The following is a 25987-nucleotide window of genomic DNA, read 5'->3' as shown; positions in this document are numbered from 1 at the left end:
TGCGCCCTGTCCATTCACTCCCGGAGCACGGCATGCACAACACCACGCCCATCACCCTGATCACCGGCGGCAGCCGCGGCCTGGGCCGCAACGCCGCACACGCGCTGGCCGCTGCCGGCCACGACATCGTGCTGACCTATCACCGCCAGGCCGACGACGCGGCCGCGGTGGTGGCCCACATCCAGCAACTGGGCCGCCGCGCGCAGGCCCTGCAACTGGATACCGCAGATGTGTCCACGTTTGCCGACTTCGCTGCGCGGCTCAAAGACGTGCTGGCCGGTTGGGAGCGCACCCAGTTCGATGCGCTGGTCAACAACGCCGGCACCGGCTTGCACGCGCCCATCGCCGACACCACCGCGGACCAGTTCGATGCGCTGGTGAACATCCATCTGAAAGGGCCGTATTTCCTGACCCAGACCCTGTTGCCGTTGATTGCCGACGGCGGGCGCATTCTCAATGTCTCGAGTGGTCTGGCGCGTTTCGCGCTGCCGGGGTCTTCGGCCTACGCCATGATGAAGGGCGGCATCGAAGTGTTTACGCGCTACCTGGCCAAGGAGCTCGGCGCACGCGGTATTTCCGCCAATACCCTGGCCCCGGGCGCGATCGAAACCGACTTCAACGGCGGCAGCGTGCGCGACAACGCGCAGGTGAACGCGATGGTGGCCTCGGTCACTGCATTGGGCCGGCCGGGGCAGCCGGACGATATCGGGCCAGTCGTGGCGGCGCTGCTGGCGCCGGGCACCGGTTGGATCAATGCGCAGCGGATCGAGGTATCGGGTGGGATGCTGATCTAGTTCGGGTGGTTGCTTGGTCAGGCAATACCTGGAGTGGCAAGGCAAGAGAATTTCAAAAAAACATGTGGATTCAAATCAGCTGTTTAAATTTTGATATCTTTTAAAGCGATAGTTGAAATGTCTTCGTATCAGGTGAGTCGAGATCTGTTGACCGTCAGCACCTTCGCGCACGGTACTGATAAGGCTCTACTCAACAGAGGTATGTTTATTGATTTATTCTTTCATGGCTGTTGATCCAAGTGATCTGGATTTTCAGCGAAAAGCACTTGCGCTATGCGTTTTTGTGGGCGTAAATTTTTACCGCCAATCCGGCCAGGATAAGGGAATTCCATGTCGATCCAGCTCAGGTGTCTGCTATTTATCTCAGTGTTGTTCGCAGTTTTTGGTGCAAATCAAACCGGCGCTACGGAGAAAAAGCTAAATCCTTTAAACGTGATTCGTGGGATGGGTGAGCGAATTCCAGCGGGCGCAAAGAATATCAGTCTGTCCCCATTGTTCAAGGCTTACTCGTTCGAAAAAGATGGGCTGAAATATGTTCAAATCAACTCATTGAAAGATGAGGTGCTGACGGTCATTGTGGTAACGCCTGGTGCCCAGCAACAGCTTCCGCTTGGCTCGGCCGCTGAGACGCCAATGGTTCTTGTCGATGATGCAAATGCTAAACCACTGGGGATGGTGACCGCTTCAGCGACCTGTCCTTGCAGTAGCCAGGTCGTCTATGACGATGCTTACGTTCGCATCGTGGTCGTGTACGGGGCAAATGGCGAGTACATCCAAACCATCACGATCAACAAGGGGCGAACACCAAGCCCTCCTGCAACCTGATGTTGCTTGGCCATTCTTGCTCATTGACCGCTCGGCATGACCGAACGGTTTAGTATTTGAAAGGCAAGAGGGCATGATAAGGACACACTTGGAGAATCGCTCGTCACAAGATTTTTTGAGTCGGTATTGCGATCTGAGCGCATGGTAATCAATAGGTACCTGCGATTTCATCGTAAGGGCTGATCGCCATGCAGGATGGGGTAGGGGTTCAACGCCTCGCCCTTCCACCACTGCTTTTCCGGGCCGAGGCGGTGAATCTCGAAATGCAGATGCGGTGCGGCGGGATCGGCATTGCCGGTGCTGCCGACGTAACCGATCAGCTGCCCGCGTTTGATCACCTGCTTTTCGGCCAAGCCGTCCGCATAGCGCTGCAGATGCGCGTAGTAGTAGCAGTACTTGCCGCCGGGCTCGAACTGGTAGACCGTCAAGCCGCCGCGCTTGCTGTCGAACAACTTCTCCACGGTGCCGTCGGCCACCGCGAGCACCGGCGTGCCGGCTGGCGCCAGGATGTCGATTGCATCATGCACGCGGCCTTCGCTGCGCGCGTCGGTGAAGGTGTCCTGCAACTGGCTGCTGGTGATGCCTTGCACCGGGATCAGCAAGGCCACGGTGTTGCTTGCCGATGCCTGCTCTGCCTGTGCAGCGGACGGGCCACCGACCGGTGCCGCCATCGCGCTCGCTGCCTGTGCCGGCGCAGGTGCCGCCGCTAGCGGTGTGGCAGCAGTCATCGCCTCAGGTGCTGCCGATGTAGGCGTACTTTGCGCAGCAAGCGCAGATGCCGTGGCTGGCGTCGCCAGCGATGGCGATGCAGCCACAGGGGCGGCGGCGTGGCGCAGGTCCAGCCACCAATACCCTGCCGCACCGATCAGCACGCCCACGATCAGCATCATCAGCGTCTTCATGGCTTACTCCTGCATCACCACGGGCACCGAGGCGTCCACCACGCTGGCCAGGTTCACCACGTCCCAGTTGGTCAGGCGTACACAGCCATGCGATTCGGTCTTGCCAACGTGGCCAGGTTCCGGTGTGCCGTGCAGGCCGTAATGCGGCTTGGACAGATCGATCCACACGCGGCCCACCGGGTTGTTCGGGCCCGGCGGCAGCGTGGCCTTGCCTTCGCCGGGCTTGGCGTCCCAGAACAGTTTGGGGTTGTAGTGGAACTTGGGATCGCGCGAAATGCCCAGGATCCTCCAGCGCCCGATCGGCAGCGGATCGTGCTTGCTGCCCGAAGACACCGGGAACTGCGCGTACACCTTGCCCTCTGCATCGAACAGTCGCAGCGTCGAATCGGATTTGTCGATCACCAGCTTGGCCGGCTTGCTCAGCGCAGGCAAACCGTCCACGTTGGGCGCCTGGATCACGCTGCCGGCCTTGCTCAGGTCAACGCCGGGGTTGAGCTGGCGCAGCAGGTCCGGGTCGGCGTGGAAACGCTCGCCGAGCGCTTCTTCGATGGAGACATAGCCCAGCGTCGGCAACTTCGCCTGCTCGGCGGGGCGGTCGGGAATCGGCTGGAACGGGCCGGCCACGTCGGCATCGGTCAGCGTGTACTGCACCAATGCCGGCGTGGTGTCGGCCTGCAAGGCCTGCCAGGTGGCGTCATCCAGCTCGCCGGTGACCTTGATGCGGTGTGCGGCCTGGAAACCGGAGATGGCGCGCTTCTGGTTCGAGCCGCGCTGGCCGTCGATCTGGCCGGGCGAAAAATGCGCGCGGTCCAGCAGCACCTGGGCGTGCAGGTCCGAACGTGGTCCGGTGCCTACCGTGGTCGGTGCGCTGATCGGTGCAGATGCGGCGGCCGGCTGCTGGGCCTGCGCAACCGAGGACAGCGCCGCGCCCAGGGCCAGGGTCAGCAAGCAGGCGCGAGCATGAAAACGTGAAGGCATGGGTGGTTCCAGAGAAGGCGTGCACGCACCTTGCCGCAGTGGGCTGCGTTCCCGCCGTGAAATCCCTGCACCCGGAGTAACTGCCTAAATCACTGACGCCTGTGGCGCGCGCGCGGCAATGCGCCCGTTGCTCAAGCACTGCCGCCAAACAACGCGCGCTCAGGTTGATTGCCGCGATCAGTGGCATGCACGTGCGACGCGCGGCGGCCAGCTCTACATTTCCACGCAGACCATTGGCGTGGCCACCGCACGCACAAAGATGGGAAGACCGGCGCTGCGTCTTCCCGTCGCCGCTTGGTCAATAGGTGTATCCCACCGTCAGCATGTACGCCCGCCCGGTCTGCACGTAGGCGCCGTCGGCACCGGGGTCGTAGGCCATGTAGCGTTTCGATGTGCCCTGCGTTTCGTAGAACGTTGCCGCATTGAGCAGGTTCTTCGCCGACACGCCCACATCGACATGGTGGGGCAGGTGATAGGTGGCGTTGAAATCCAGCGACTTCACCGGCTGCAGATAGTAGTTGAGCCGATCGGTGGTGAGCCCTAGCAATTGCAGGCCGGTGTAGTTGTAACTCAGGTCGGTACGCAGATGGCTGTCGTCGTAAAACAGATCCAAGTTGTAGATGCGCTCCGGCGCGCGCGGCAACCAGGTCTTTTCCGGTTGATCCCCCCGTTTGCTGTCGGCTGCGCTGTGCTGCAGGGCGAGATTGGCATTGATGCCGAAGTGGCTCCAGATGCCGGGTAATGCCAGCAGCCTTTTACTCGCCGCCAGTTCCAGGCCGTAGAGCGTGGCGGTGCCGCCGTTCTGCGGCATGGTCACCGGTACGCCGTTCTCGAAAGTGGTGCCGGTCGGCACCAGCCCGCCGAGCGTGTTGTCGTTGCTGGTCGCCGACTGCGAGGTGTAGATGAAACCGGTGATGCGTTTGTAGTAGGTCGATGCACTGAGCACGCCGCCGTCATGGCCGTAGAACTCGGCAGACAGGTCGGCGTTGTCTGCCTTGCTTGGCTGCAGATCGGGATTGGGCTTGGAGATGCCGACCACGGTCTGGGTGTCGTCGATCGAATACACGGTTTCGCCGGAAATCAGCCCGAATGCCGGCCGGCTGAAACTGCGCCGCAACGAGGCGCGATACACGGTGAGGTCGTCGGGCCGGTAATTGATGCTGATGCCTGGCAGAACCTGGCCATAGGTGCTGCCTGTCCCGACAAACTCACCGGTGCTGCCATCGCCACGCGATTGCCAGGAATCTGCCGCATAGCGGGTCAGTTCGTAGCGCACGCCGGGCAACACGCTCACCGAGCCGATGTGCAGCGCCGCCATCGCATAGCCGGAATAGATTGCTTCGGTGCTGGCGGTGGTATTGGCGTTGTAATCGTTGGCGGTGTAGACGCCGGCGCCGGTGGGGTCGTTGAGGTACTTGTAGGGCAGCGCTTGGGCAAGCATCCAATTGCGGTCCAGCAGCTTGAACGGCCCCGCGTAGTGGCCGTTGAAGGCGTTGCCGGTCACGCGCCCGGGGATGGCGCTCAGCGGCGGGCCACCGGCCGTGGGAAACGCATAATTGGAACCGCCGAAGTACGGGCCGTTGGTGACGAAGTTGCCATCCTTGTGGAAGAACGGATGGTCGTAGGCACCGCGGTCGGAGTGGTCGGCAGACAGGCCCAGTTTGACGCTGTCCAGCAGGTCGCCATCGACCTGGTAGGCGATATCGGTGTGTGCGTTGACGCGGTTGTCGTGGCTGCCGGCATCATGGCCCTGCACCTTCCACAGCAGCGACGCGTCCAGGTCGTAGAAGAACGCTTTCAACGCAGCGGAGCTGGGGCCGATGCTCGGATACGTCGGGTCGCTCAGATCGAAGGCGAAGCTGCCCGGGGTAAAGCCGTACAGGCTCGCCGACACGTAATCCGGGCGACTGCGGGTGCCGCGCCCGACAGAGGCGCCGTAGTCCACATGCAGGCGATCCAGCGTGGTCTTGCCGCCCAGTTGCAAGGTTGCCAGTGTCTCGTCGATGTCGTGCGTGTTGAAGTAGCCGCCACGCACGGCAGTGGGCTGGTTGCGATAGGTTTCCAGACGCGCGCTGGACTGGTCCTGCTGGCCGGTGACGCCGTAGCTGCCGTAGATGGCACGTACGTAGAGCGCACTGGTGTCGCCCTGCCAATCGAGCGAGAGATTGCCGCCGTAGCGTTCGATCTGGCTGGTGTAAAGGCTGTACTTGTAGCGGGTGCTGATCAAAGGCCCGGCAGTACGCAGGTCGGTCGCATTGGCCAGCGCCGGATCGGCAGGCACATATTTGCTGTTGGGCGCCGGCGCCTGCGCCATGTTGTTGTTCTTGCCGTAGTAGGCCGATGCGTAAACACCGAACGCATGGCCATCGCCAAATTTCCAGGCCAGTTCCTGCTGCAGCGTACCGCCGCTGTCCTTGCCGCCCAGCGTGGAAGCCAGCGCGTTGAACTGGCCTTGCGCGGTGGTCTTGGCGTAGAGGTCGCGATCGAAGTCGAAGGCATTGGGCGTGCGCATGTCGATCGCACCACCGATCGAATCGCCCGGCATGTCCGGGGTGGGCGATTTGGACACCTGGACGGACTGGATGCCGAACGGCGCCAGCATGTTCAACGAGATCGCGCGCGTTGAAGAGTCGGTCTCCGGCATGCCGACACCGTTGAGCGTGTAGGCGTTGTAGCTGGCATCCATGCCACGGATGCTCACATACGCATTCTCGCCAGTGGTGGCCTGGCCCAGGTGCATGTCGCTATACGCGGACAACCCCGGCATGTGCGCCACCACATCGGCGATGCCGCCGGAGGGGATGGCATCGATCTGCTGTTTGCTCATCACGCTGTTGACGCTGCTGGACAACCGTTGCTCGTCGAACGAGCCGGGTGTGGCGACGTGCTTGGCCTGCACGGTGACCGCATCCATCGTCGTGGTGCTGAGTACAGGCGTTTCGGCGAACACGGGTGCGGACAGTGCCAGCGCAATGGCGCAGCTCAGGCGGCGGGCGGAACGGGGATGCTGCATGCGGTAGCTCACAAGGTGGAGAACGAGAGGGCGCCTGGCCCGATCACGCGGGCACAGGCAATGCATCGCCGACGCTGTCCATTGCGACCGATGACATGCCACTGCGGTACTGCTGCCGGGCAGGCAGCGCCGGTCAGTGGGTGAGATCGATACCCTCGCAGTGCGCGCGCGGCAGCTGCGGTGCGCAGCGCGCAACCGCATCGCCATCGAAGCGCACCACATAGCCGTTGCTGGCCGGCTCGTGGGCAGGGAAGTCCGTGCTGAGCAATTGCGCCCCGCTGGCCAGCATGGCGTCGCGGCGGCGGGTGTCGCCGCGTGCAGGCTCTTTCAGATCGGCATCGGTGCGTGTGCGGACCAGGTAGCCGGCTTGCACCAGGCGGGTGATTTCCTCGGCGGGGCCGTCGTTGCGTTCGGTGAACGCGGCATCGTCCTGCCCGGGCTCGGCGTTGGTGAAGCACACGCGGCCGCGCAGCGACGGGTGCCCCGGCAGATAGCTGGCGCCGGCCGCGCGTTGATCGAGCAAGAACACCACCTTGCCGCGCGTGGCACGCAATGTTGGCCACCCGTGCGCCAGCACCGCGGCGTTGAGGGTGCGTGCAGTGCCGCGGACAGCATCCGGGCTCACATACTCACCCGGGCGGAAGACAGAGCGCAGTTCGGCATCCAGCGCATCCATGGCTTTGCGATCGAAAGGCTCCGGCTGCGCCGTGGGAAACGACAGCTGCACCGGTGACTGCTTGGTTTCCAGCAGGATGAAGATCGGCAGATGTCCCGGATGTTGCTGGGACCACGCGCGCAATTCCTGCAGGCAGGCCACCAGTGGCTGACAGGTACTGCGTTGGTCCACGTCCTGCACATGCAACACCTTGAAGCCGGGCTTGTTCATGACGCCGGCGGGCGCACTGGCCGGCGCCGGTGGCAGCCCGGCCTTGGCGATTTGTTCCACGATCGCCGGATGCGCATAACGCCCGCCGTGCGCATCGGCAAACACATCCAGCTCCAGTTGCCTGACACCGTCGTCCAGCTGTTGTGTCAATGGCGGATGGCGATAGTCCAACGTCGCGAACGCAGCGGGATCGTGTTGTTTCAACAACGTGGCTTCGCTGGGTGCGAAGCCGGCGTGGTAACTGTTATGGCTTCCGATGTACTGCAGATCGGTGAGCCGCGGCTCTGCCTGCGCCGCCACGCTGGCGAGCAGTAAAACGCCAAACACGGCTGTTTTCAGCGTGATTCTTCGCTTCGCGGACAACTGCTTCGCTTCTGTGTCATTGCCTGCATGCGGTGCAGAAAACGCATCATGAAAAGAGTGCATGCAGCGGCGCCGGAAAGAAGGTGGTCGCCATCATCCCGGTCGCGCTTGACGCAATGCTTTCCACCGTGTGTCCGTCTTGCGTCAGCGGTCACAGGGCCAGCGTCGATGCAGTTGCTCTGTCAGGGCTGCGTCACTGCTGCCTGGTCTGTTGTAGTGCGTAGGCCAGCAGCTTGGCCTGCACGCGGTCGCCCAGGCTGTGCGGTGTGGCTAGGTCCATGCGCTGCAGGCAGGCGGCATCACCTGCAGTGCGCGATAGCAGCGCGCGCATCAGCGTTGCCAGTGCAGCGGTCTTTCCGGTGGTGGCGCTTTTGAGCCAGCCAAGCGCCGGCAACAGGCGTTGCTCGGTCTCGGTGAAGTCGCTGCCGAGTGGGTAGTCGGGCAGGCTGCCATCGCGGCGGAACGGCGCCAACGCCGCTTCCAGCGCCTGGGGCGTGTTGCGCTGCGCGCGTGCGGCCTGCTCGGGAACATCCCGCAGTTTGCGTGACTGCCTTGCCTGGGCAAGTAACGCAGTCTGAAAGCGCGCATCGCAGATACCAGCCATTTCCAGCACGCAGTCCTGATCGGTCTTGTGGCGCAGATCCGCGATGCCGTATTCGGTGATGTAGATGTCGCGCAGATGGCGCGGGATGGTGGTGTGCCCGTAGTTCCAGCGCACGTTACTGGCAGCGTCCTTGCCCGACGCGCGGGTGGCACGCAACATCAAGACGCTGCGTGCCTGCGGCAGGGCGTGCGCCATCGCTACGAAGTTGTACTGCCCGCCCACGCCGGAGACCACGCGTCCATCCTCCAGGCCGTCGGAGACCGCTGCGCCCAGGGCGGTGGCCATCATGCACGAGTTGAAGAAACGCGCATCGCGGCGTTGCAGCCGCTCCAGCGCTTCGTTGCCGCCGTAGAGCTGGTTGATCTCGCTGATGCGGCGCATGCCAATCGCACTGCGCAGCTGTGGGTCCAGCGCGCGCAGCCAGGCGTAGAACGCCGGCGAGCCAAGATAGAACGCGCCATGCAGGAATTCGCCTTCGTCCGCCAATCGCGCTGCATCGGCAGCGTCGGCGGTGCCGTCGGCCAGGCGCTGCATCAAGCCCAGATCGTCATGGACCTTGCGCCGGATCACGCCGCTGTCCACCAGCTGTTTGAAGCCTTCGTTGAGCATTTCGCTGCAGCCGTACAGGCCGATCGTAAACGGCTCCAGGCCGCCGCTGGCCTGCACCGCCGGATGCGATGCCAGTGTTGGATCCAATGCCTGCAACACGCGCCGGTAGGTGGCGTTGTCGGTATGTCGCAACACCAGCGCGTGGCTGAGTGCATCGGCGAGCGTGCCGATGCCGATCTGCAACGTGCCGCCATCGCGAACCAGCGTGCTCGCATACAGGCCGATGGCGTAATCGGTGCTGGTGACCGGCTGGCGCGGCAGCCCGAACAGTCGCGGTGACGGGCCGGGTATCTCCAGCACCAGGTCGAAGAACGAGGCATCCACAGCCGCAGTGCCGCCGATCCACGGCAGCTCCGCATCCACTTCGGCCACCAGTAGCGGACGTGGCAAGCCAAGTGTGGCGACCGCATCCAGCGTGTCCTGGGTGATGTCGTTGTTGCACGACAGCGACAACCGCGTGCCACCGGGTTCGCGTGCAACTTTCTGCACGATCAGGTTCGGCGCGCGCTGCGCCACCGCGGCAGCGGCATGGGTGTAATTGAGGCTGGTGTAGTCGGCCTGCGCCTGGGTGGAGTGCAGCAGCCCGCCGGACTGCATGTAGAACTCTTCCACCTGCACATGCGCGGGCAAGGCATCGTGCAGCATGGCATCGACATAGGCCAGGCGCGGGAAGTCATCGCCGAAATGCCGCGAAATAAACGGCCCGGCAAAGCGCGCGGCCAGACCGCTGCCCGGCTTGGGCGGATTGAGTGACAACGCGGTGTACAGCGCAAGCGGACGCGATGGGTGGTCCACCACGTGCGCATACAGCGCATTCAAAAGCCGATGCGGTTTGCCGATGCCCAAGGGCGCGCCCACCCGCAGCGGGCCGTCGATGCGTTGCAGGATCCACGCCACCGTGGCGCTCAGATCGGTCAGATGTTCAGTCATCCAGCCAGGGTAGCCGAGCCGGATGCAGTACGTCCGGTGATTTGCAGTGTGTGCCGGGCAAGCCAAACGATCAGGCTTGACAGGGTTTGAAATTACATGCGTAATCGAGAAAAATTACCGGTGTAATCGCATGGCGATCAGTGAGTCCGAAGCGATTGTGATGCAGGTGCTGTGGGAGCGCGCGCCGCGCACGGCCGAGGAGGTGGTGGCCGCCCTGGCCCACACCGGCTGGGCCGAGCCCACCATCAAGACCTTGCTCAACCGGTTGCTCAACAAGGGGGCGGTGGCGGCGCACAAGGATGGGCGCAAGTATCACTACGCGCCGGTGCTGCTGCGCGAGCACTGGGTGCAGCAGCAGAGCGAAGGACTGTTGCAGCGGGTATTCGGCGGCCGTGTCGCGCCGCTGGTGGCGCACTTCAGCGCGCGCGGCAAACTCAGCGCGTCCGATCTGGCAGAACTGAAGCAGCTGATCAAGGACCTCGATGATGCTCACTGACCTGAGTGCATTCGCCTGGCGCGTTGCCGTGGCGACCACCATCGCCGTGATCGTGTGCCTGTTGCTGCGTCGGCCAGTGCGCGCGTGGTTGGGCGCGCCAGCGGCGTACGCGGTGTGGAGCTGCGTGCCGCTGGCGATCGTGGCGGCGGCGGTGCCCGGCCCACCTGCCGCCACTGCCGCGTTGTCGATGCCCCTGTTGCGCATCCTTCCGCAGCCGCATGGCACGCCCATCCTCGCGCCTGCATGGGAAAGCGCGCTGGGCATTGCCTGGCTTGTGGGCGCCGTGGCAATGGCCGGGTGGCTGTGGTGGCAGCAGTCGCACTTTGTGCGCAGCCTCGGGCCACTCCGGGCGCAGGGCAACGCGGTGTGGTCGGCCACTCATGACCGCGGCCTGCCGGCATCGCTCGGTGTGTGGTGGCCGCGCATCGTGGTGCCGGCCGACTTCGCCACACGCTACAGCGGCGTGGAGCGTCAATTGATCGTGGCGCACGAGCGGCTGCATCTGCGCCGTGGCGATCTGCAGGCAAACCTGTTCGCCGCCGCGTTGCTGTGCCTGGGCTGGTGCAATCCGTTGGTGCACCTGGCGTGGCGCGCATTCCGCCTGGATCAGGAGCTGGCCTGCGATGCCGGCGTGCTGGCACGGCATCCACGATTACGCCGCCGCTATGCCGACGCCATGCTCAAGACCCACTTCGGGAGCGCTGGGGCGGCGACGGTGTGCCACTGGACCACGCCGCATGCGTTGGTGCAGCGCATCGCCGCATTGCGTGCGCTTGCCCCGCATGGCCGCACGGCCGGTGCAGCACTGCGCCAGTGGAACACGCCCTTGGTGATGCTGCTGGCGCTGCTGGCCAGCGCCGCTGCGTGGGCAGCGATTCCCACGCGCGCGCCTGCCGTCACGCACGCCGGATCAACGCCACGTCCGCCGGTGGATTACGCAACGTTGACGCCACCGCGATACCCGAAAGATGCGATGGATGCCGGGCTCGAGGGCAGTGTCGAATTGAAGATCCGCATGGATGCGAGTGGCGTGCCGCAACAGATCGTCATCCTGCGCAGCCAGCCTGCCGGTGTGTTCGATGCCGCGGTGCTCGCTGCCGCCAGGCAATGGCGCTTGGTACCCGACAAGGTGCACGGCAGGCCGGTGCCAACCACCGTAAGGGTGCCGGTGCAGTTTGCGTTGGACCCGCCCGACGAAGTCGCTGTACCACCAGGCACTGATGCGCCCGCTGCAGCGGGCGCGCAGCCTGCGCGCTGCGCCGCGTCCGCATGCGCCGCAAAGAAGGGCTGACAGATGCGGCAGTCTCTGGTCTATGTGGCAGTGATGCTCGTCGCGATCACCGGCTGCGCAAGCCGGCCCGTGCAGATCGCCGAACAGACCCAACGCGAAGCATCGGTGGATCAGCGCATGCTGGCGGCGCAGCCGCCGGCAGAGGGTGCGGCTGCCGTTACCACCTATGTGCTGGCACCGACGCAGCGGTTTCGCATGCCGCGCGCATTGCGTAGTGACACTCCCCAATTGGCGCCCGATACCGCACGGACCAGCCTGCCGCCGACCACGGTGTGCGCGCACGTCATTCTCGACGCCAGCGGCACTGTGCAGCGTGTCGATCCGATGTCCGATCGTGACGCGTGCGCTGCCGGCTTGCTGCCAGCCAACGCAGATCTGCTGCAGGCAGTGCGTGCGACCGTGCAGCAGTGGCAGTTCGTGCCTGCGGCGCTGTGCGCTTTCGCTCCCGGTGTTGCGCAGCCGGCCGACATGGACGATTGCACCGGCGCCGAGCGCCAGGAGCCTGTCCCGGTGACGTTGTCGTTTGCCTTCACCTTCGAGATCCGGCAGGGCAAGGTCAGTGTGCAGACCGGCAAGGTCGGCCGCTGACGGCAAGCCGCTTCAACGCGGCTAGAGCATCTCCGGTGTGAACAGGCGCCGCCGCGATACCTCGGCGCCAGAGAGCATGAAACGCCCATCGCCGCGGTAATGCACGGTCTTCGGTACCGCGGGCCGGCGCGCCACATGCGCGTGCACCACTTCCCACACAAACAGGTTGTGGCGGTTGATCTGCCGCCCGTCATGCAGGCGGCACTCGAAGCTGGCATAACACTCGGCGATGCCTGGCGCCTCCACCTGCGTGCTTGCCGCTGCAGTCAGCCCGAAGTGCGCGAACTTGTCGATCTGCGCGCCAGTGCTGTTGCCGATCGCAACCACGGTGTCCAGAAGCTCGGCCGTCGGTAGGTTGATCACGCATTGCTTGCTGCGACGGACCAGTTCAAAACTGTGGTTGCCGCGCGCGATGCAGCACGCAATCAGGGAGGGTGAGAACTCCAGCACCATGTGCCATCCCAGGGTCATGATGTTGCGCTGGCCGCGGTGCGCCGAGCTCACCAGCACCACCGGCCCCGGCTCAAGAAAACGGCGGACCTGGTCGACTGGAAAATCCTGTTTCTGATAGCGTTTCATGCGTGCTCCGCGTGACCTACCCAACGCGCGTGTGGCGCGTGGACTGCGCTAGTCCAGCGCATGCACGCTGGAGGCAATGCGCTGCACTTCGTCGGGGTTGTGGCTGACATACAGCATCGGCAGGCCGATCTCGTCGCGCACGCGCTGCAGGTAGGGGATCAACTCCTCGCGTCGCGCCTGATCCAGGGCCGACAGCGGCTCATCGAACAACAGGATCGCCGGCTGCGACAGCAAGGCGCGGCCGATTGCCACGCGTTGCGCCTCGCCACCGGACAGATTGCGCGTGCGCCGCTGCAGCAACGGCGCAATCCCGAGCAAGGCCACCACATCGTCGAAGCCGAAGCGCGCCGCAGCGCCTGCGTGGCGGCCGTAATCCAGGTTGCGGCGGACATCCAGGTGTGGAAACAGGCGCGCATCCTGAAACACGTAGCCGATGCGCCGGCGGTGAGTGGGCAGATCCACGCCGCGTTGATGGTCGTACAGGCAACGCCCGTCGATACGGATATGCCCGGCCTGCGGGCGCACCAGCCCGGCGATCGCATTGAGCACGGTGGTCTTGCCCGCACCCGATGCACCTACCAGCGCCACCACGCGTTCATCGTCCTGGATGACAATGCGTCGGTTGAACTGGCCACGTTGCAGCTGCAGATCGATATCCAGCATCAGACCTCCTCGCGCGGATGCGGCCGGCGCACCAGCCACTCGGAGAGCAGTAGCGCGGCCAGCGAGATCGCCAATGCCACGCCGGCCAGCCGCCACACGCCCGATTCCATGCCGGGCACCTGCATCAAGCCATAGATCGCCGACGACAGCGTCTGCGTTTCGCCGGGGATATTGGACACAAACGTGATTGTTGCGCCGAACTCGCCCAACGCCTTGGCGAACGCCAGCACCACACCGGCCACCAGGCCCGGCCAGGCCAGCGGCAGGGTGATGCTGAAGAACACTCGCCAGGGGCCTGCACCGAGCGTGGCGGCCGCCGCTTCCAGGCGGCGGTCGGTGGCTTCGATCGACAGCCGGATCGCCCGCACCATCAACGGGAAGCCCATCACCGCGCAGGCCAGCGCCGCGCCGGTCCAGCGGAACGCGAACTGGATGCCCAGGTGTTCAAGCAACCAGCTGCCGACCGGGCCCTGCGTCCCCAGCATCACCAGCAACGCGTAACCGGTCACCACCGGCGGCATTACCAGTGGCAGATGCAGCAGCGCGTCCAGCAGCGCCTTGCCCGGGAAGCGCCGCCGCGCGAGCAGCCAGCCGCAGGCAATGCCGGGCGGCAGACTCGCCAACGCCGCCACGATCGCGACCTTGAGACTCAGGCCGATCGCGGTCAGCTCTTCCGGGGTGAACATCGCCACGCGGACTGCCTCAGTCCTTCAGCGAAAAACCGCGACGCACGAAGATCGCCTTGGCGGGTGCACTGCCCAGCCACTGCACGAACGCCGCGGCCTTGGGATTGCGGCTGTTTTTCAGCGCTGCCACCGGGTAGACGATGGGGGCGTGGCTGTTGGCGGGGAACGTCGCGACCACACGCACCTTGGGCTCGGCGCGGGCATCGGAGCCATACACGATGCCCAGCGGCGCCTCACCGCGCGACACCAGCATCAGCGCGGCACGCACGCTTTCGGACTCGGCCAGATGCGCACTGACACCCTCCCACTGGCCCAGCGCACGCAGCGCGGCGGCGGCGTACTTGCCCGCCGGCACACTGGCGGTCTGGCCCACTGCCAGGCGGCCGTCACTGCCCAATGCCTTGGCGATCGCGCCGGGCTGGCGCGGGTCCACGCGGACCTTGCTGGTTGCCGGTGCGATCAGCACCAGGGTGTTGCCGAGCAGGTTGCGGCGTTGCGCAGGCAGCACCTGCCCACGTTGCTGCAGATAGTCCATCCATTCCAGATCGGCGGAGAAGAACACGTCCGCAGGTGCGCCTTGTTCGATCTGTCGCGCCAGCGCGGAACTCGCGGCATAGGACACGCGGACCGGCGTGCCGGTCGCTTGTTCGTAAGCGGCCGCGGCCTCATCCATCGACTCCTTCAGGCTCGCCGCAGCGAACACCGTCAATGGCGCGGTCTGCGCGCTGGCAAGCATGGGCAGGGCGAGCAGCACGGCGCAAAGGGTGCGGCGCCAGAAACCGGTCATGCGCATCGGGAACTCCGGATGGGGGAAGCCCCCGATCATAACGGCAGGGCGTGCCGCGCCGCGTGCGTGAGGGGGCTGGCGGCTTTCACTAGACATGCCAGCAGCGGTGCTGCCAGACGTGCCGCAGTGATGCAACCGCGCCTGGAATCCACATGTGTCCCCGCGCCATCCGCACCCAGCTGACGATTGCTCGCTACGTTGTGTTAGCCGATCTTAGGAACGGAAGAAATCATCGGCCCGAAAGAAGCGTCGCGCGCAGGCAGCACCCACGGCACTCAGCCGCGCCAGCCTGCCTGCAGATTGGCCTGCAACGCCGGGCCCATCAACTTGGGTTCGGGCAGGCCGGCATCGCGGGCTTGCCGTTGCGCCACATAAGCCTCCACGTCCACACCATCGCGCACATGGATATTGCTGCGTCGCTGCTCGCCGATGGTGGTCGCGTGTGCAATCGCGCGCCCGCCCGGGCCGTAGTCATGGCACACGAACACGCGCGTGGCATCCGGCAAGGCGTACAAGCGCTGGATCGACGCATAGAGTTGACGCGCGTCACCGCCGGGGAAGTCGCAGCGCGCGGTGCCCGCGTCCGGCATGAACAGCGAGTCGCCCGGGAACAGTGCATCGCCCATCAGGTAGGCGATGCTGTCGCTGGTGTGCCCGGGCACTGCAATCACGCGGCAGGCAATCGCGCCCAATGCGAAGCGCTCGTCATCGCCAAACAGATGGTCGAACTGCGCGCCATCGGCACGAAACCCGGCCGGCAACGCGTAGTGCGGCGCCAGCGTCTGCTGGACCTGCGTAATGCCTTCGCCGATCCCGACCCGCGCGTCCGGCCAGTGCTGCTTCAACCATTGCGCGGCGCTGAGATGATCGGCGTGTGCGTGCGTTTCCAGCAACCACTGCACCTGCCAGCCGCGCTGCTGCACGGCATCGACAATCGCTTGCGCCGCCTGTGTGGTGACAGCGCCGGTGTCGGCAGCGTAGTCCAGCGCCGGGTCGATCACCGCCGCCGCCCCGGTGCGCGTATCGGCAACCACGTAGGTAAAGGTGTTGCTGTCGGCATGGAAGAACGCAAGGACCTGCGGCTGCATCGGTATCTCCGTCTCAGGGGCTGCGCAGTGCCGCGTTGAGCAGCGCGGCCAGCCGGTCGCCCGCGACACGCAGCTGGGTCTCGGCAATCGGGCGATAGGTGGCGATATAGGTTGGTGGCAGTACATGCGTGTCGGGATACACGCCGGGCGTGATCGCGATGCGGCACGACGCCTGTGCCCAGGCCGCGCCCGGCGGCGGCAGCGCCGGCGAGGTGGGCGCGGTTGCCGGCAAGGCCAGCAGCACTTTCAGATAAGCATCGTCGCCGAGGTGGCGGTCATTGAGCATGCCGCTGTCCCACAGCGCGTGCAGGTTGCTGCCCTTGCCGGCGACCTGTAACTGGAAATCGTTGCCACCCTTGTCGTGCGCATAGCCGGCGTGCATTGGCTGATGGATGTCGCCGACAAAATGCACCACGAACTTCAGCGCCTGCCGGCGTGCGGCCAACGGTTGGTTGCGATCGGCCAGCACGGCGGTCTGCTGCTCCAGCGCAGCGATCACGCAGTTACCATCTGGGCAATCGCGCGGCGGTACATAGCCGCAGTCGTGTTCGCCGAGATTGACGTAATGCCAGGGGCCCGAGCGCTTGCCCAGATCCGGATCATTGGCGCGCAGCTCATCGGCCCAGGTGGCCACACCGGCCAGGCTGGGGTCGGCTTCGCCTGCCAGCAGCTGACTGACCTGCGCGCGTGCCTGCGGCGTCAATTCGGTTTCGGCAACACGCGCCACCAGCCGGTGGCCCTGCGGGCCCCAGGCCAGTGCGGTGGTGGGCTGCAGCGCGGCTGCACACACGGAGAGCGTCAACAACAACGGGGAGAAGGTCTTCATCCCCGGAATTGTACGCGTCGCATTTGTAAGGCGGATTGCAGCGTTTGCCCATTCGCGCAGGCACCCGGCCTGCGCGACGCGCGGCTTAGAGCGGCTACAAAACGTAGCGAGCAGTCGTCAGGTGGGTGCGGCCGGCGCGGAGGGACCGGAGTGCACGGGGGGACATGCCGATTCCGAGCACCGGCCGCGCCCGCCCGGCGGCTGCGCAGTCGTTTTGATCGCTGTTCTTAGAAATAGACCAGGTACGACACGCCATAGGTCAGCGGATCGATCCGCGCCTTGCCCAGGCGGGTGCCGTTGAAATCGACGTTGCTGGACGAATCGGTCCAGCGTGCATCCACACGCAGGCCGCTGCGCTCGTTGAAGATGAAGTCCACACCCACGTGCGCGGTGGCGCCCACCGAATCGTCGAAGCGGATATCGCCACTGCCCAGCGCTTCGTCGGTGTCTTCACCCAGGAAGGTGGTGTAGTTGATGCCCACGCCCACGAAGGGCGACACCGTGCCATAGCCGTTGATGTGGTACTGCAACAGCACGCTCGGCGGCACCGACCAGTAGCTGCCCACCTTGCCGACACCCGCAAGCTCCAGATCGTGCTTGCCCGAGACGGCGGCGTGCACCTCGATGCCGAGGTTGTTGCGCAGGAAATATTCATAGGTGAACGACAGCGCGGGCGCGCCCTTGATTTCGCCGCGGACGCCAGCGAAGTCGCCGCTTTCGGACTTGGGCGAGACATATCCCGCGCCATAGCCGGTCGTCCAATGGCCGGCCGACTGGGCAAAAGCAGGAGTGGCCGAAGCGGCCAAAGCGATGGCGAGGGCGGTGCGGATAAGCGTGCTCATGAAATCCCCGGTAAGTCGGACAGGCGGTCGACGTGCACCTACCTGTCCGCAACTCCGGCGGTGGATTCACGTCCCTGGGCGTCAAGTGTGCCAGAGAAGCGCCACGCGCGTCGCCGTCCTCAGAACCGGTGCACGTACGCCACCCCGTAGACCAGCGGGTCGATGTTGACCGTGCCGATACGGTTGCCATTGAGGCTGGCGTCGCTGTCGATGTCGATCCAGCGCAGGTCCACGCGCAACGCGCCGCGGTCGCTGATCTTCACGTCCAGGCCCGCATGTGCCGCCAGGCCCCAGGAGGCGTCCAGGTCCAGGTCATTGCCGGCCAGTGCGCCGCTGGTTTCGGTGCTGAAAAAGCGCGTGTAGTTGATGCCCGCGCCGACAAATGGCGACACCTTGCCCTGGCTGTTGAAGTGGTACTGCAAGCTAACCACCGGCGGCAGGTGCTTGGTGCTGCCCACGCGGCCCAGGCCACGGATGTTGATGTCGTGCTCGAATGGCAGTGCCGCCAGCACCTCGATGCCCCAGTTGTCGGCAATGAAGTATTCGGCGGTGATGGTCGGGCGGATATCGGTGCCGACATCCACGTCGAGCGTGCCGCCGGCCAGGCTGCCGTTATCGGACTTGGGCGCAACCTGATGGGCGCCGACGCCCAGCAACCAGTCACCCTTGGATTGGGCCAGTGCGGGTGCGCTGAGCGAGGCGGCAGCCAGGGCTGCGAACAGAAGAGTGGAACGCTTGCGCATGAGGGTCTCGTGTCGTCGTAGGAGTGAGCGAAGTCTTGAACGTGTGCGCCGTTGCTGCCTTGATCCTGATCAATCAGGTGCAGCGCATGCAGTGACGGCGCGGGTATCTGGTGCAGAAACGCAGGGCATGCGCGCTGCCTGCGCCGCGCGTAGCGTTCGGCGCGGAGGGGGCCGAACGCTGCGGCAATGACGCGACGGGCCGCGTCGATCTGGCCGGCTTACTTGGTCTTGCCGACCGACGCGGTGGCGGTATCCACTTCCGGCATGGCCGAGCTGTGGTGGTTGATGATCAGCCACTTGCCGTCGCGCTTTTCGTACACGAAGGTGTAGCGGGCCTGCACATCGCTCTTCTTGCCGCTCTTGTCGGTGAGCGTGAAGGTGTACACACCCGCGTCCACCGCGCTGTCGTCATCGAGCAGGCGCACGGTGCGGTAGTTGATGACGCCCTTCGGCTTCTTGGTCAGGAACATCTCGAAGTAGTTTTCGATCTGCTCGCGCGAGGCGCGCACTTCGTTGGAGACCGTCGGCAGCAGCACGCCGTCCGGGGCGTACAGGTCGGCTACCTTGTGCGGGTTGCCGGTGGCCAGGGCCGCGTTCCAGGTGTCGAACAGCGCAGCCACTTCGCGCGCTTCGCCATCGGCGGGCAGCGCAGCCTTGTCGGTGTAGTGCATCACGCCGCCAGCCAGCGCCGGGGTGGCAGCCAGAGCCAGAACCAGAGAGAACAGGGTGCGACGCATGGGGTATCTCCGTTGAGTGATGGGGGTTGCCTCAGTGGGCGAGCCCAGTATCGAAATCCGCGGAGGGTGGAAATTCTGCTGTTCGGCATAGTTGTGAATATGCCGGGTGGCGTATTTTTGAGTGAGCCGTCCGTCTTGGTTGCGGGGCGAGTCAGGCGGTTTCTGGGGTGTCGGTCGCAGGGTGGGCTTGGGCGTGGCGACGCGTCGGGTATGCGGCCTCAACTAAAGGACTTTGGAGTTGCCGCTCCGATCTGCCTCGGCTGCCCGCACTCCTGCCGAGTCCGTTGGCGGTGCACTGCAGTGGTACGTGCCGTCGTCCTGCGTTAGGCAGTGGTGCGCACTGGGCGCGTCTCTGCCAGACCAAGGCTTGCGGCTTGCGCACCGGTGCCAGCGGAGCGTGTGTTCTGCGTGATGTGCCGCGGGTCGAACGGTGTGTCGCAGCGCCTGTCCGGGCACCGTCGCCGGGGTGGGACGCTGCTAGAATGAACGCCCCTTTCCATCCGCCGCGTTGTCGCGGCCGCAGGAGCTAGTGAACATGGCAATCAAGGTTGGCATCAACGGATTCGGTCGCATCGGACGCAACGTGCTGCGCTCTGCGGTGCAGAACTTCGCCAATGACATCGAGATCGTGGCCATCAATGACCTGCTCGAGCCCGACTACCTGGCGTACATGCTGCAGTACGACTCGGTGCACGGCCGCTTCAAGGCCGAGGTGTCGGTCGACGGCAACACGCTGATCGTCAACGGCAAGAAGATCCGCCTCACCCAGGAACGCGACCCGGCCAACCTGAAGTGGGATGCGGTCGGCGCCGAGGTGGTGATCGAGTCCACCGGCCTGTTCCTGACCAAGGAAACCGCGCAGAAGCACATCGACGCGGGCGCCAAGAAGGTGATCCTGTCGGCCCCGTCGAAGGACGACACGCCGATGTTCGTTTACGGTGTCAACGACAAGACCTACAACGGCGAAGCGATCGTCTCCAACGCCTCGTGCACCACCAACTGCCTGGCGCCGTTGGCCAAGGTCATCAACGACAAGTGGGGCATCAAGCGTGGCCTGATGACCACCGTGCACGCCGCGACCGCGACCCAGAAGACCGTGGACGGCCCGTCGAACAAGGATTGGCGCGGTGGCCGCGGCATCCTGGAGAACATCATTCCGTCCTCGACCGGTGCGGCCAAGGCGGTTGGCGTGGTGATCCCGGAGCTCAACAAGAAGCTCACCGGCATGAGCTTCCGCGTGCCGACCTCGGACGTGTCGGTGGTCGACCTGACGGTTGAACTGGAAAAGCCGGCCACCTACGCCGAAATTTGCGCCGAGGTGAAGGCGCAGAGCGAAGGCGCGCTGAAGGGCATCCTGGGCTATACCGAAGACAAGGTGGTGGCGACCGACTTCCGCGGCGAGACCTGCACCTCGGTGTTCGACGCCGACGCCGGCATCGCGCTGGATTCCACCTTCGTCAAGCTGGTGTCCTGGTACGACAACGAGTGGGGCTACTCAAACAAGTGTCTGGAAATGGTGCGGGTTGTGGCCAAGTAAGCACTGTCGTCTGATGTTGTCGCAAAGGCCCCAGCTTGCTGGGGCTTTTGTTTTCTGCGTCTTTCTCTGCCGGCAGCGCCTGGTGCAGCGCACACATGTGGCCGCCCGAAGTGGACTTTATCGGCATCACGTGCGCTAATTTGCGGGCACGGCGGCCGTTCCCGTGTCGTGTTGAAGGATCGGGGAACTCCATGGATAGAGAGATACAGACATGAATAAGTTTCTTGCGGGCGCGCTGGCGTTCGGCGTTGTCATTGCGTGTGCGGTACCGTCCACCAGCTGGGCAGCCAAGAAGCAGACCGGTACGCCGGCCTGGATGAATGCCGATGGCGAAGTGATCAAGTCGTCCGATGTCGAGGCGGGCTACGGTGAGACCGTCAAGGGCGTCAACGATTACGAGGGCGAAATCACCGGTAAGCCTGCGCCGGGCAGCAAGTTCACGCAGTTGCAGATCGGCATGCCGATGAAGCAGGTCACCGATCTGATCGGTCAGCCGAATGACCAGGGTTCGTACGTGACTGGCAAGGCGTTCATTCCGTTCTTTTTCGGCGGCGACCGCTACCGGTACGAGATGGCCTACAAGGGCCAGGGCCGTCTGGTGTTTGCCGGCAAGTCGATGGATACCGGCGGCAACCTGATCTGGATCATCCATAACAAGAACGACAGCGGTTACCGCGAATAATCCTAAAAAAACGCCCGGTCATCCGGGCGTTTTTTTATGCGTGTGGTTGGCGTTTTACGGTGAGGCGCGCACTAAGGCCCTGATGTCTCTACACCGCGTGCGGTGCTGCCAATGCGTGGCCGCAGCCTGTATGGTTCGCGCAGCCGGCCGGATGCCGGGGTGGGGGACAGGTGGAATCGATCATCGTAATGGTGGGCCTTGCGGTCCTGGCCCTGCCGGTTGGGCTGGTGATAGCGCTGGTGTGGGTGGGCAGACTGCAGCGGCGGGTCTGGGCGCTGGAGCAGCGGGTCGCCCAGTGGCAGGGCGTTGCGGCGCCGGCAGCTGCGGCACGTGCAGGCGCGCCCGCGCAAGCAGCGCCCAACGCACCGGTTGACGATCAGCAGCCGGTGCCCCCACAGGTCAGCATGCCGACAGAGGTAGTGGCCCCGGTACCGCGCGCCACCGCACCGGTCCCGCCACCGTTGCACAGCATGGATCCGTCGCTTGCCGCGCGCAGCAGTGCCAGTGTCTCCGACGCTGCAGCAAGTGCGCCGTCGCCGGTTGCTGCATCGGCGCAGCCAACACAGCCACCATCCGCACCGACTCCACCACCCACACCAAATGCGATCGAGCGCGCCGCCAGTGCGCTGAAGCGCTGGTTCACCGAAGGCAATGTGCCGGTCAAGGTAGGCATGCTGGTGCTGCTGGCCGGCGTTGCGTCGCTGCTGAAATACGCCAGCGATCAGGGCTGGATGCGCATGCCGGTCGAGCTGCGCCTGGTTGGCATCAGTGCGGTGGCCTTGGCCGGCCTGGTCTTCGGTTGGCGGCAGCGCACGGTGCGGCCCGGCTTTGCGCTGGCGTTGCAGGGCGGTGCCATCGGTGGCCTGCTGTTGACCGTGTTCGCTGCGTTCAAGTTGTACGGGTTGCTCGGCGCCGGGCTGGCGATGGGCATCAGCGTGGTGTTGATTGCCGGCATGTGCGTGCTGGCCGTGCTGCAGGACTCGCGCACGTTGGCCGTTCTGGGCGTGCTGGCAGGCTTTTTGGCGCCGATCTGGTTGTCCAGTGGCAGCGGCAATCATGTTGCGTTGTTTAGTTACTACGCGGTGCTCAACGCCGGCATCGTGGCAATTGCCTGGGTGCGCCCGTGGCGGGTGCTGAATCTGCTCGGATTCGCGTTTACCTTCGGCATCGGCACGTTGTGGGGTGCGTTGCAGTACGCCCCGGCGAAGTTCGCCACGACCGAGCCGTTCCTGTTGTTGTTCTTCGCCATGTATGTGGCCATCCCGGTGCTGCACGCGCGGCGTGGCGATGGCAGTGCCGGCAAGTTGATCGATGGCAGCCTGTTGTTCGGCACGCCGCTGGTCGCGTTCGCGTTGCAGGCCCGCCTGCTGGAGGGCGACCGCCTGCCACTGGCGTTGTGCGCGCTGGCGGTGGCCGCGTTGTATGCGGCACTGGCCGCATGGTTGCTGCGCCGCCCGGCAACGCGTCTGCTGGGCGAGGCGCACGCGATGCTGGCCGTGGGCTTTGCCACGCTGGCGGTGCCGTTGGCATTGTCGGCGCGTGCCACCGCCAGCGTGTTCGCACTGGAAGGCGTCGGCTTGCTGTGGCTGGGTTTGCGGCAGCAGCGGCGGTTCTCGCAGGTCAGCGGTGTGGGCTTGCAGATGCTGGCTGCGATCGGTGTGGCCTTCGGCGTGGATGCGTGGCGCTACGACAGCGTGGCGGTTGCCAATGCCACCTGCATGAGCACCTTGCTGCTGGCGCTGGCTGGCTGGGCCAGTGCCTGGTTCCTGCGCGATGCGGGGCACCCGCGCCGTGCGCTGGTGGCGTATCTGTGGGGCCTGGGCTGGTGGACGCTGTGCGGTGTGCACGAGATCCTGCGCTTTGCCGGCGACCTGCGTAGCGAGCCGGACCTGCTGCTGGGCTTCGTCGCGCTGACCGTCTGGCTGGCGGCCGAGGTGCATCGCCGCCGGCCTGCAGCGGCGTTGGTGTGGACGGTCATGGCCGGGCTGGCGCTGGCTGCGCCGCTGGCACTGTGGCAGAGCCATGCGCATACCCAACCGTTCGCGCACTGGGGCGCGCTGGCGTGGTTGGCGTTCGCCGTGGCCGGCGCGCGTGCGTTGTGGTGCCTGCGCATGCAGCACGGTGCCGGCGCGATCGCTGCGCAGTTCATCTGGTGGTTGCTGTGGCCCTTGGTGGTGTCGTTGGGCGCCGCCTGGTTGGCCGACGCCTTCCTGCTGGCCAACGGCTGGCGCTGCGCATTGCTCGCTGCGCCGTGGCTGACCGTGGCGGCGCTTGGGCTGCTGCGTTGGTCCTGGATTGCCTGGCCGCAGGGGGCGAGCTTCGCCCCTGCCCGCACCGCACTGCTGAGTTGCGTGTTCGGCGTGCTGGGCGTCGGCTGGGTGCTGGTGCTGCTGGATCCGGTGAGCGCATCGCCGCTGCCGTGGCTGCCGCTGCTCAATCCGGCCGAACTGGCGCAGCTGGCGGTGCTGGCCTTGCTTGCACGCTGGGCCTGGTCGGCACAATCCCCGGTGCTGCTGCAGCGTTGGCGTGTCACTGCGCTGGGCGTGCTGGGCTGGGCCTTGCTCACCGGCAGCACCTTGCACAGCGTGCATCACTGGGGCGCGGTGCCCTGGGACACGCAACTGCTGGGCGCGACGCTGTCGCAGACCAGCCTGACCATCGTGTGGAGCGTGCTGGGCGTGCTGGGTTGGGTGATCGGCTCGCGTCGCGGGCAACGCGGCCTGTGGCTGGGTGGTGCGCTGTTGATGGGACTGGTGCTGGCCAAACTGGTGCTGGTGGACCGCCAGCATCTGGGCAATCTGCTGGGCATCGGCTCGTTCATGGCCTATGGCCTGTTGTGCACCGTGGTGGGTTATCTGGCACCTGCGCCGCCGCGTCAGGCGCCACTTGCCGAGGAGAGTGTGTGATGCGGATTCGAGGGTGGCTGCCGTTGGCAGTGGCAGGCATCGCCGGGGCGGTGCAGGCCGGCGATCTGCGGAGTGATTTCGTCCAGCAATGGCCGCTGCAGGTCGCGCAGTCCGATGCCGGCATGTATCAGCTGACGCTGGATGCGTCGGTGTACCGGGCGGCGCGCGATGCGCAATTGCGCGACGTGGCCGTGCTCGATGCACGCGGCGACGAGATGCCCTCGGCGCTGCTACCCGCGGAAGCAGCGGCGCAGGCGGCGCCACGGCGGCAGCGCGTGCCGGTGTTTGCGTTGCCGGCGGGCGCCGAAGCGGCCAGGGGCGACCTGCAACTGATTGCCGAGCGCGATGCGTCCGGCGCGGTCCGCCGGCTCGAAGGCCGGGTGGCCACAGGCGCGTCCACGCGCGACGGTGCCGGCCCGGGCTGGCTGGTGGATGCCAGCGGCGTGCATGAGGCGCCACGCGCGCTGTGGCTCGACTGGGACGGCACCACGCCGGTGCAGGCGCAGCTGCGCGTGGAAGGCAGCGACGATCTGCGTGACTGGCGCGTGCTCGCAGCCGACGCCACGGTGATGGCGCTGGACAACAACGGCCAGCGTTTGCAGCAGCGGCGCATCGCGCTGGAACAGGGCGCGCGCTATCTGCGCCTGGTGCCGGTCTCCGGCGCGCTGCCTGCGTTGACGCAGGTGGAGCTGGAGCTTGAAGGCGCCGCCGCGCCTGCGCAGTGGCAGCAACTCGATCTGCAGGGCACTGCGCAGGAGACGCGGGTGTTCTACACCTTGCCGGGGCGATTCCCGATTGCGCAGGTGGATGTGCAGGGCGCCCGTGCCGAGGCCGTGGAATGGGTCGTCGAAAGCCGCGATGGCGACCAGGCGCCCTGGCTGCAGCGTGCCGGGCCGTGGCTGGGCTATCGGCTGGGCAGCGCCGCGTCCGCCTCGCCGCCGCAGCCAGTGTCCGGTGGCAGCGTCCGCGACCGCCAGTGGCGATTGCTTGCCGCGCAAGGCCGCCGGACCGGTGTGCCGACGCTGCGGGTGGGCTATCAGCCGGAGCGGCTAGTGTTTCTTACCCAAGGCCAAGCGCCGTACGCGCTGGTAGCCGGCAGTGCGCGTGCGCAGCGCACCGAGGCGCCCTTGACCTCGATGCTTGCCGCCTTGCGCCAGGAACGCGGCGCGCAATGGCAGCCGGCCACCGCGCGCATCGCCGGCGCGGCGCAGCCGCTGGCAGGCGAGGCAGCGCTGCAACCGGCCGCGGTGCCGCGTGACTGGAAGCGCTGGCTGCTGTGGGCGCTGTTGGTGGGGGGGGCCGTGGTGGTCGGTGGTTTTGCGGTGAGTCTGTTACGCAGTGCCAGCGCCAACCGCGATGCCTGATGGCGATGCGCCGTTGCGGGTTTGCCGCTGCGGCGCGAAGGTCCGACAATGGGCGTCCCCCGTCGCCAAGGCAGCCGCATTGCCCGTCGTGTTCGACCGACCACAGTTCGCGCCACCCGCCTCTGCGGCGACGGCGCCTGTGAAACGCACCGCGCGTTCTGCGCGGTGGCGCGCCGGCAGCCTGCAACGCGTCATCCGTTCCCTCGCCAGCACAGCGCGTGGTCGTCAGCGCGCTGCATGCCTGCAGCTGTTTCGATTCCCCATTCCC

At 65.5% G+C, this 25987-nt stretch carries 23 protein-coding genes and 2 other RNA genes; 10 read left to right on the top strand and 15 right to left on the bottom strand.

Annotated elements, in window-relative coordinates:
* The first annotated feature begins 32 nt into the window (after positions 1-32).
* Complete coding sequence (locus ACCQ01_RS17740; protein WP_225042471.1) at positions 33-794, top strand: SDR family NAD(P)-dependent oxidoreductase; 762 nt, start codon at positions 33-35, stop codon at positions 792-794.
* A 330-nt stretch (positions 795-1124) separates the two neighbouring features.
* Entirely contained in the window at positions 1125-1619 is a 495-nt protein-coding gene (locus tag ACCQ01_RS17735; protein ID WP_228431126.1) for a hypothetical protein, read from the top strand.
* Positions 1620-1786: 167 nt separating this feature from the next.
* On the opposite strand, the gene ACCQ01_RS17730 is transcribed toward ACCQ01_RS17735, so the two are convergent.
* From ACCQ01_RS17730 to ACCQ01_RS17710, 5 genes are all read right to left on the bottom strand, one after another.
* Entirely contained in the window at positions 1787-2521 is a 735-nt protein-coding gene (locus ACCQ01_RS17730) for a M23 family metallopeptidase (protein ID WP_228431124.1), read from the bottom strand.
* Between the two features lie 3 nt (positions 2522-2524).
* On the bottom strand, positions 2525-3499 hold the full coding sequence (locus ACCQ01_RS17725; protein WP_228431122.1) for a L,D-transpeptidase family protein: 975 nt from the start codon (positions 3497-3499) through the stop codon (positions 2525-2527).
* Positions 3500-3797: 298 nt separating this feature from the next.
* Positions 3798-6512 carry a TonB-dependent receptor gene (locus ACCQ01_RS17720; RefSeq protein ID WP_228431120.1) on the bottom strand — a complete coding sequence of 905 codons (2715 nt, stop codon included), beginning with the start codon at positions 6510-6512 and terminating at the stop codon, positions 3798-3800.
* Between the two features lie 133 nt (positions 6513-6645).
* Entirely contained in the window at positions 6646-7824 is a 1179-nt protein-coding gene (locus ACCQ01_RS17715) for a phosphatidylinositol-specific phospholipase C1-like protein (protein ID WP_228431118.1), read from the bottom strand.
* 130 nt (positions 7825-7954) lie between these two features.
* A complete protein-coding gene (locus ACCQ01_RS17710; RefSeq protein ID WP_228431116.1) occupies positions 7955-9904 on the bottom strand; it encodes an acetyl-CoA hydrolase/transferase C-terminal domain-containing protein in 1950 nt (649 codons plus the stop codon).
* Between the two features lie 130 nt (positions 9905-10034).
* Here ACCQ01_RS17710 and ACCQ01_RS17705 point away from each other — a divergent pair, with 130 nt between their 5' ends.
* The 3 genes from ACCQ01_RS17705 to ACCQ01_RS17695 are packed head-to-tail and all read left to right on the top strand — an operon-like array spanning position 10035 to position 12279.
* Entirely contained in the window at positions 10035-10400 is a 366-nt protein-coding gene (locus ACCQ01_RS17705) for a BlaI/MecI/CopY family transcriptional regulator (protein WP_014508794.1), read from the top strand.
* Positions 10390-11691 carry a TonB family protein gene (locus tag ACCQ01_RS17700; protein WP_228431114.1) on the top strand — a complete coding sequence of 434 codons (1302 nt, stop codon included), beginning with the start codon at positions 10390-10392 and terminating at the stop codon, positions 11689-11691. Before ACCQ01_RS17705 ends, ACCQ01_RS17700 begins: the two co-directional genes overlap by 11 nt.
* 33 nt (positions 11692-11724) lie before the next feature.
* A complete protein-coding gene (locus tag ACCQ01_RS17695; RefSeq protein ID WP_372358907.1) occupies positions 11725-12279 on the top strand; it encodes a hypothetical protein in 555 nt (184 codons plus the stop codon).
* 21 nt (positions 12280-12300) lie between these two features.
* Here the strand turns inward: ACCQ01_RS17695 and ACCQ01_RS17690 are convergent, their stop codons facing one another.
* Genes ACCQ01_RS17690 through modA form a run of 4 tightly spaced genes read right to left on the bottom strand, consistent with a single transcriptional unit; the run spans position 12301 to position 15000 of the window.
* The gene (locus ACCQ01_RS17690) at positions 12301-12858 is read right to left on the bottom strand and encodes a flavin reductase family protein (RefSeq protein ID WP_228431110.1); all 558 of its coding nucleotides are present in this window, start codon (positions 12856-12858) and stop codon (positions 12301-12303) included.
* Positions 12859-12906: 48 nt separating this feature from the next.
* Positions 12907-13521, bottom strand: a complete 615-nt coding sequence (locus tag ACCQ01_RS17685; RefSeq protein WP_014508790.1) for a molybdenum ABC transporter ATP-binding protein — start codon at positions 13519-13521, stop codon at positions 12907-12909.
* Positions 13521-14207 (bottom strand): molybdate ABC transporter permease subunit, encoded by a 687-nt coding sequence (modB, locus tag ACCQ01_RS17680; protein WP_181921912.1) that lies wholly within the window; start codon positions 14205-14207, stop codon positions 13521-13523. The genes ACCQ01_RS17685 and modB overlap by 1 nt, the downstream gene beginning before the upstream one ends.
* Positions 14208-14223: 16 nt before the next feature.
* The gene (gene modA / locus ACCQ01_RS17675) at positions 14224-15000 is read right to left on the bottom strand and encodes a molybdate ABC transporter substrate-binding protein (protein WP_228431108.1); all 777 of its coding nucleotides are present in this window, start codon (positions 14998-15000) and stop codon (positions 14224-14226) included.
* A 123-nt stretch (positions 15001-15123) separates the two neighbouring features.
* Between modA and ACCQ01_RS17670 the strand changes: the two genes are divergently transcribed.
* Positions 15124-15203: non-coding RNA, sX9 sRNA (locus ACCQ01_RS17670), on the top strand.
* A gap of 66 nt (positions 15204-15269) precedes the next feature.
* Here ACCQ01_RS17670 and ACCQ01_RS17665 read toward each other — a convergent pair.
* The 6 genes from ACCQ01_RS17665 to ACCQ01_RS17640 all read right to left on the bottom strand — a co-directional run bounded on the left by ACCQ01_RS17665 (position 15270) and on the right by ACCQ01_RS17640 (position 19230).
* A complete protein-coding gene (locus ACCQ01_RS17665; RefSeq protein ID WP_228431106.1) occupies positions 15270-16082 on the bottom strand; it encodes an MBL fold metallo-hydrolase in 813 nt (270 codons plus the stop codon).
* Between the two features lie 13 nt (positions 16083-16095).
* Positions 16096-16908 (bottom strand): S1/P1 nuclease, encoded by an 813-nt coding sequence (locus ACCQ01_RS17660; protein WP_228431104.1) that lies wholly within the window; start codon positions 16906-16908, stop codon positions 16096-16098.
* A 92-nt stretch (positions 16909-17000) separates the two neighbouring features.
* Positions 17001-17074: non-coding RNA, sX9 sRNA (locus tag ACCQ01_RS17655), on the bottom strand.
* Between the two features lie 61 nt (positions 17075-17135).
* Complete coding sequence (locus ACCQ01_RS17650; protein WP_014508786.1) at positions 17136-17750, bottom strand: OmpW/AlkL family protein; 615 nt, start codon at positions 17748-17750, stop codon at positions 17136-17138.
* Positions 17751-17869: 119 nt separating this feature from the next.
* Positions 17870-18493: an OmpW/AlkL family protein gene (locus ACCQ01_RS17645; protein ID WP_228431102.1), complete on the bottom strand. Its 624-nt coding sequence runs from the start codon at positions 18491-18493 to the stop codon at positions 17870-17872.
* Positions 18494-18711: 218 nt separating this feature from the next.
* Positions 18712-19230 (bottom strand): SgcJ/EcaC family oxidoreductase, encoded by a 519-nt coding sequence (locus tag ACCQ01_RS17640; RefSeq protein WP_228431100.1) that lies wholly within the window; start codon positions 19228-19230, stop codon positions 18712-18714.
* A gap of 535 nt (positions 19231-19765) precedes the next feature.
* On the opposite strand from ACCQ01_RS17640, the gene gap reads away from it, so the two are divergent.
* The 4 genes from gap to ACCQ01_RS17620 all read left to right on the top strand — a co-directional run bounded on the left by gap (position 19766) and on the right by ACCQ01_RS17620 (position 25719).
* A complete protein-coding gene (gene gap, locus ACCQ01_RS17635; protein WP_228431097.1) occupies positions 19766-20767 on the top strand; it encodes a type I glyceraldehyde-3-phosphate dehydrogenase in 1002 nt (333 codons plus the stop codon).
* A 211-nt stretch (positions 20768-20978) separates the two neighbouring features.
* A complete protein-coding gene (locus ACCQ01_RS17630) occupies positions 20979-21449 on the top strand; it encodes a hypothetical protein (RefSeq protein ID WP_011038298.1) in 471 nt (156 codons plus the stop codon).
* A gap of 188 nt (positions 21450-21637) precedes the next feature.
* Positions 21638-24355 carry a DUF2339 domain-containing protein gene (locus ACCQ01_RS17625; protein ID WP_267131952.1) on the top strand — a complete coding sequence of 906 codons (2718 nt, stop codon included), beginning with the start codon at positions 21638-21640 and terminating at the stop codon, positions 24353-24355.
* Positions 24355-25719: a DUF3999 domain-containing protein gene (locus ACCQ01_RS17620; RefSeq protein ID WP_228431093.1), complete on the top strand. Its 1365-nt coding sequence runs from the start codon at positions 24355-24357 to the stop codon at positions 25717-25719. The genes ACCQ01_RS17625 and ACCQ01_RS17620 overlap by 1 nt, the downstream gene beginning before the upstream one ends.
* Positions 25720-25987: the final 268 nt, after the last annotated feature.

The sequence above is a fragment of the Xanthomonas sp. NCPPB 4037 genome, from assembly GCF_041475695.2.
Taxonomy (GTDB): Bacteria; Pseudomonadota; Gammaproteobacteria; order Xanthomonadales; family Xanthomonadaceae; genus Xanthomonas; species Xanthomonas campestris.
The sequence above is the reverse complement of the archived record's forward strand: the minus strand, read 5'-3'. Positions and strand labels throughout refer to the sequence as shown.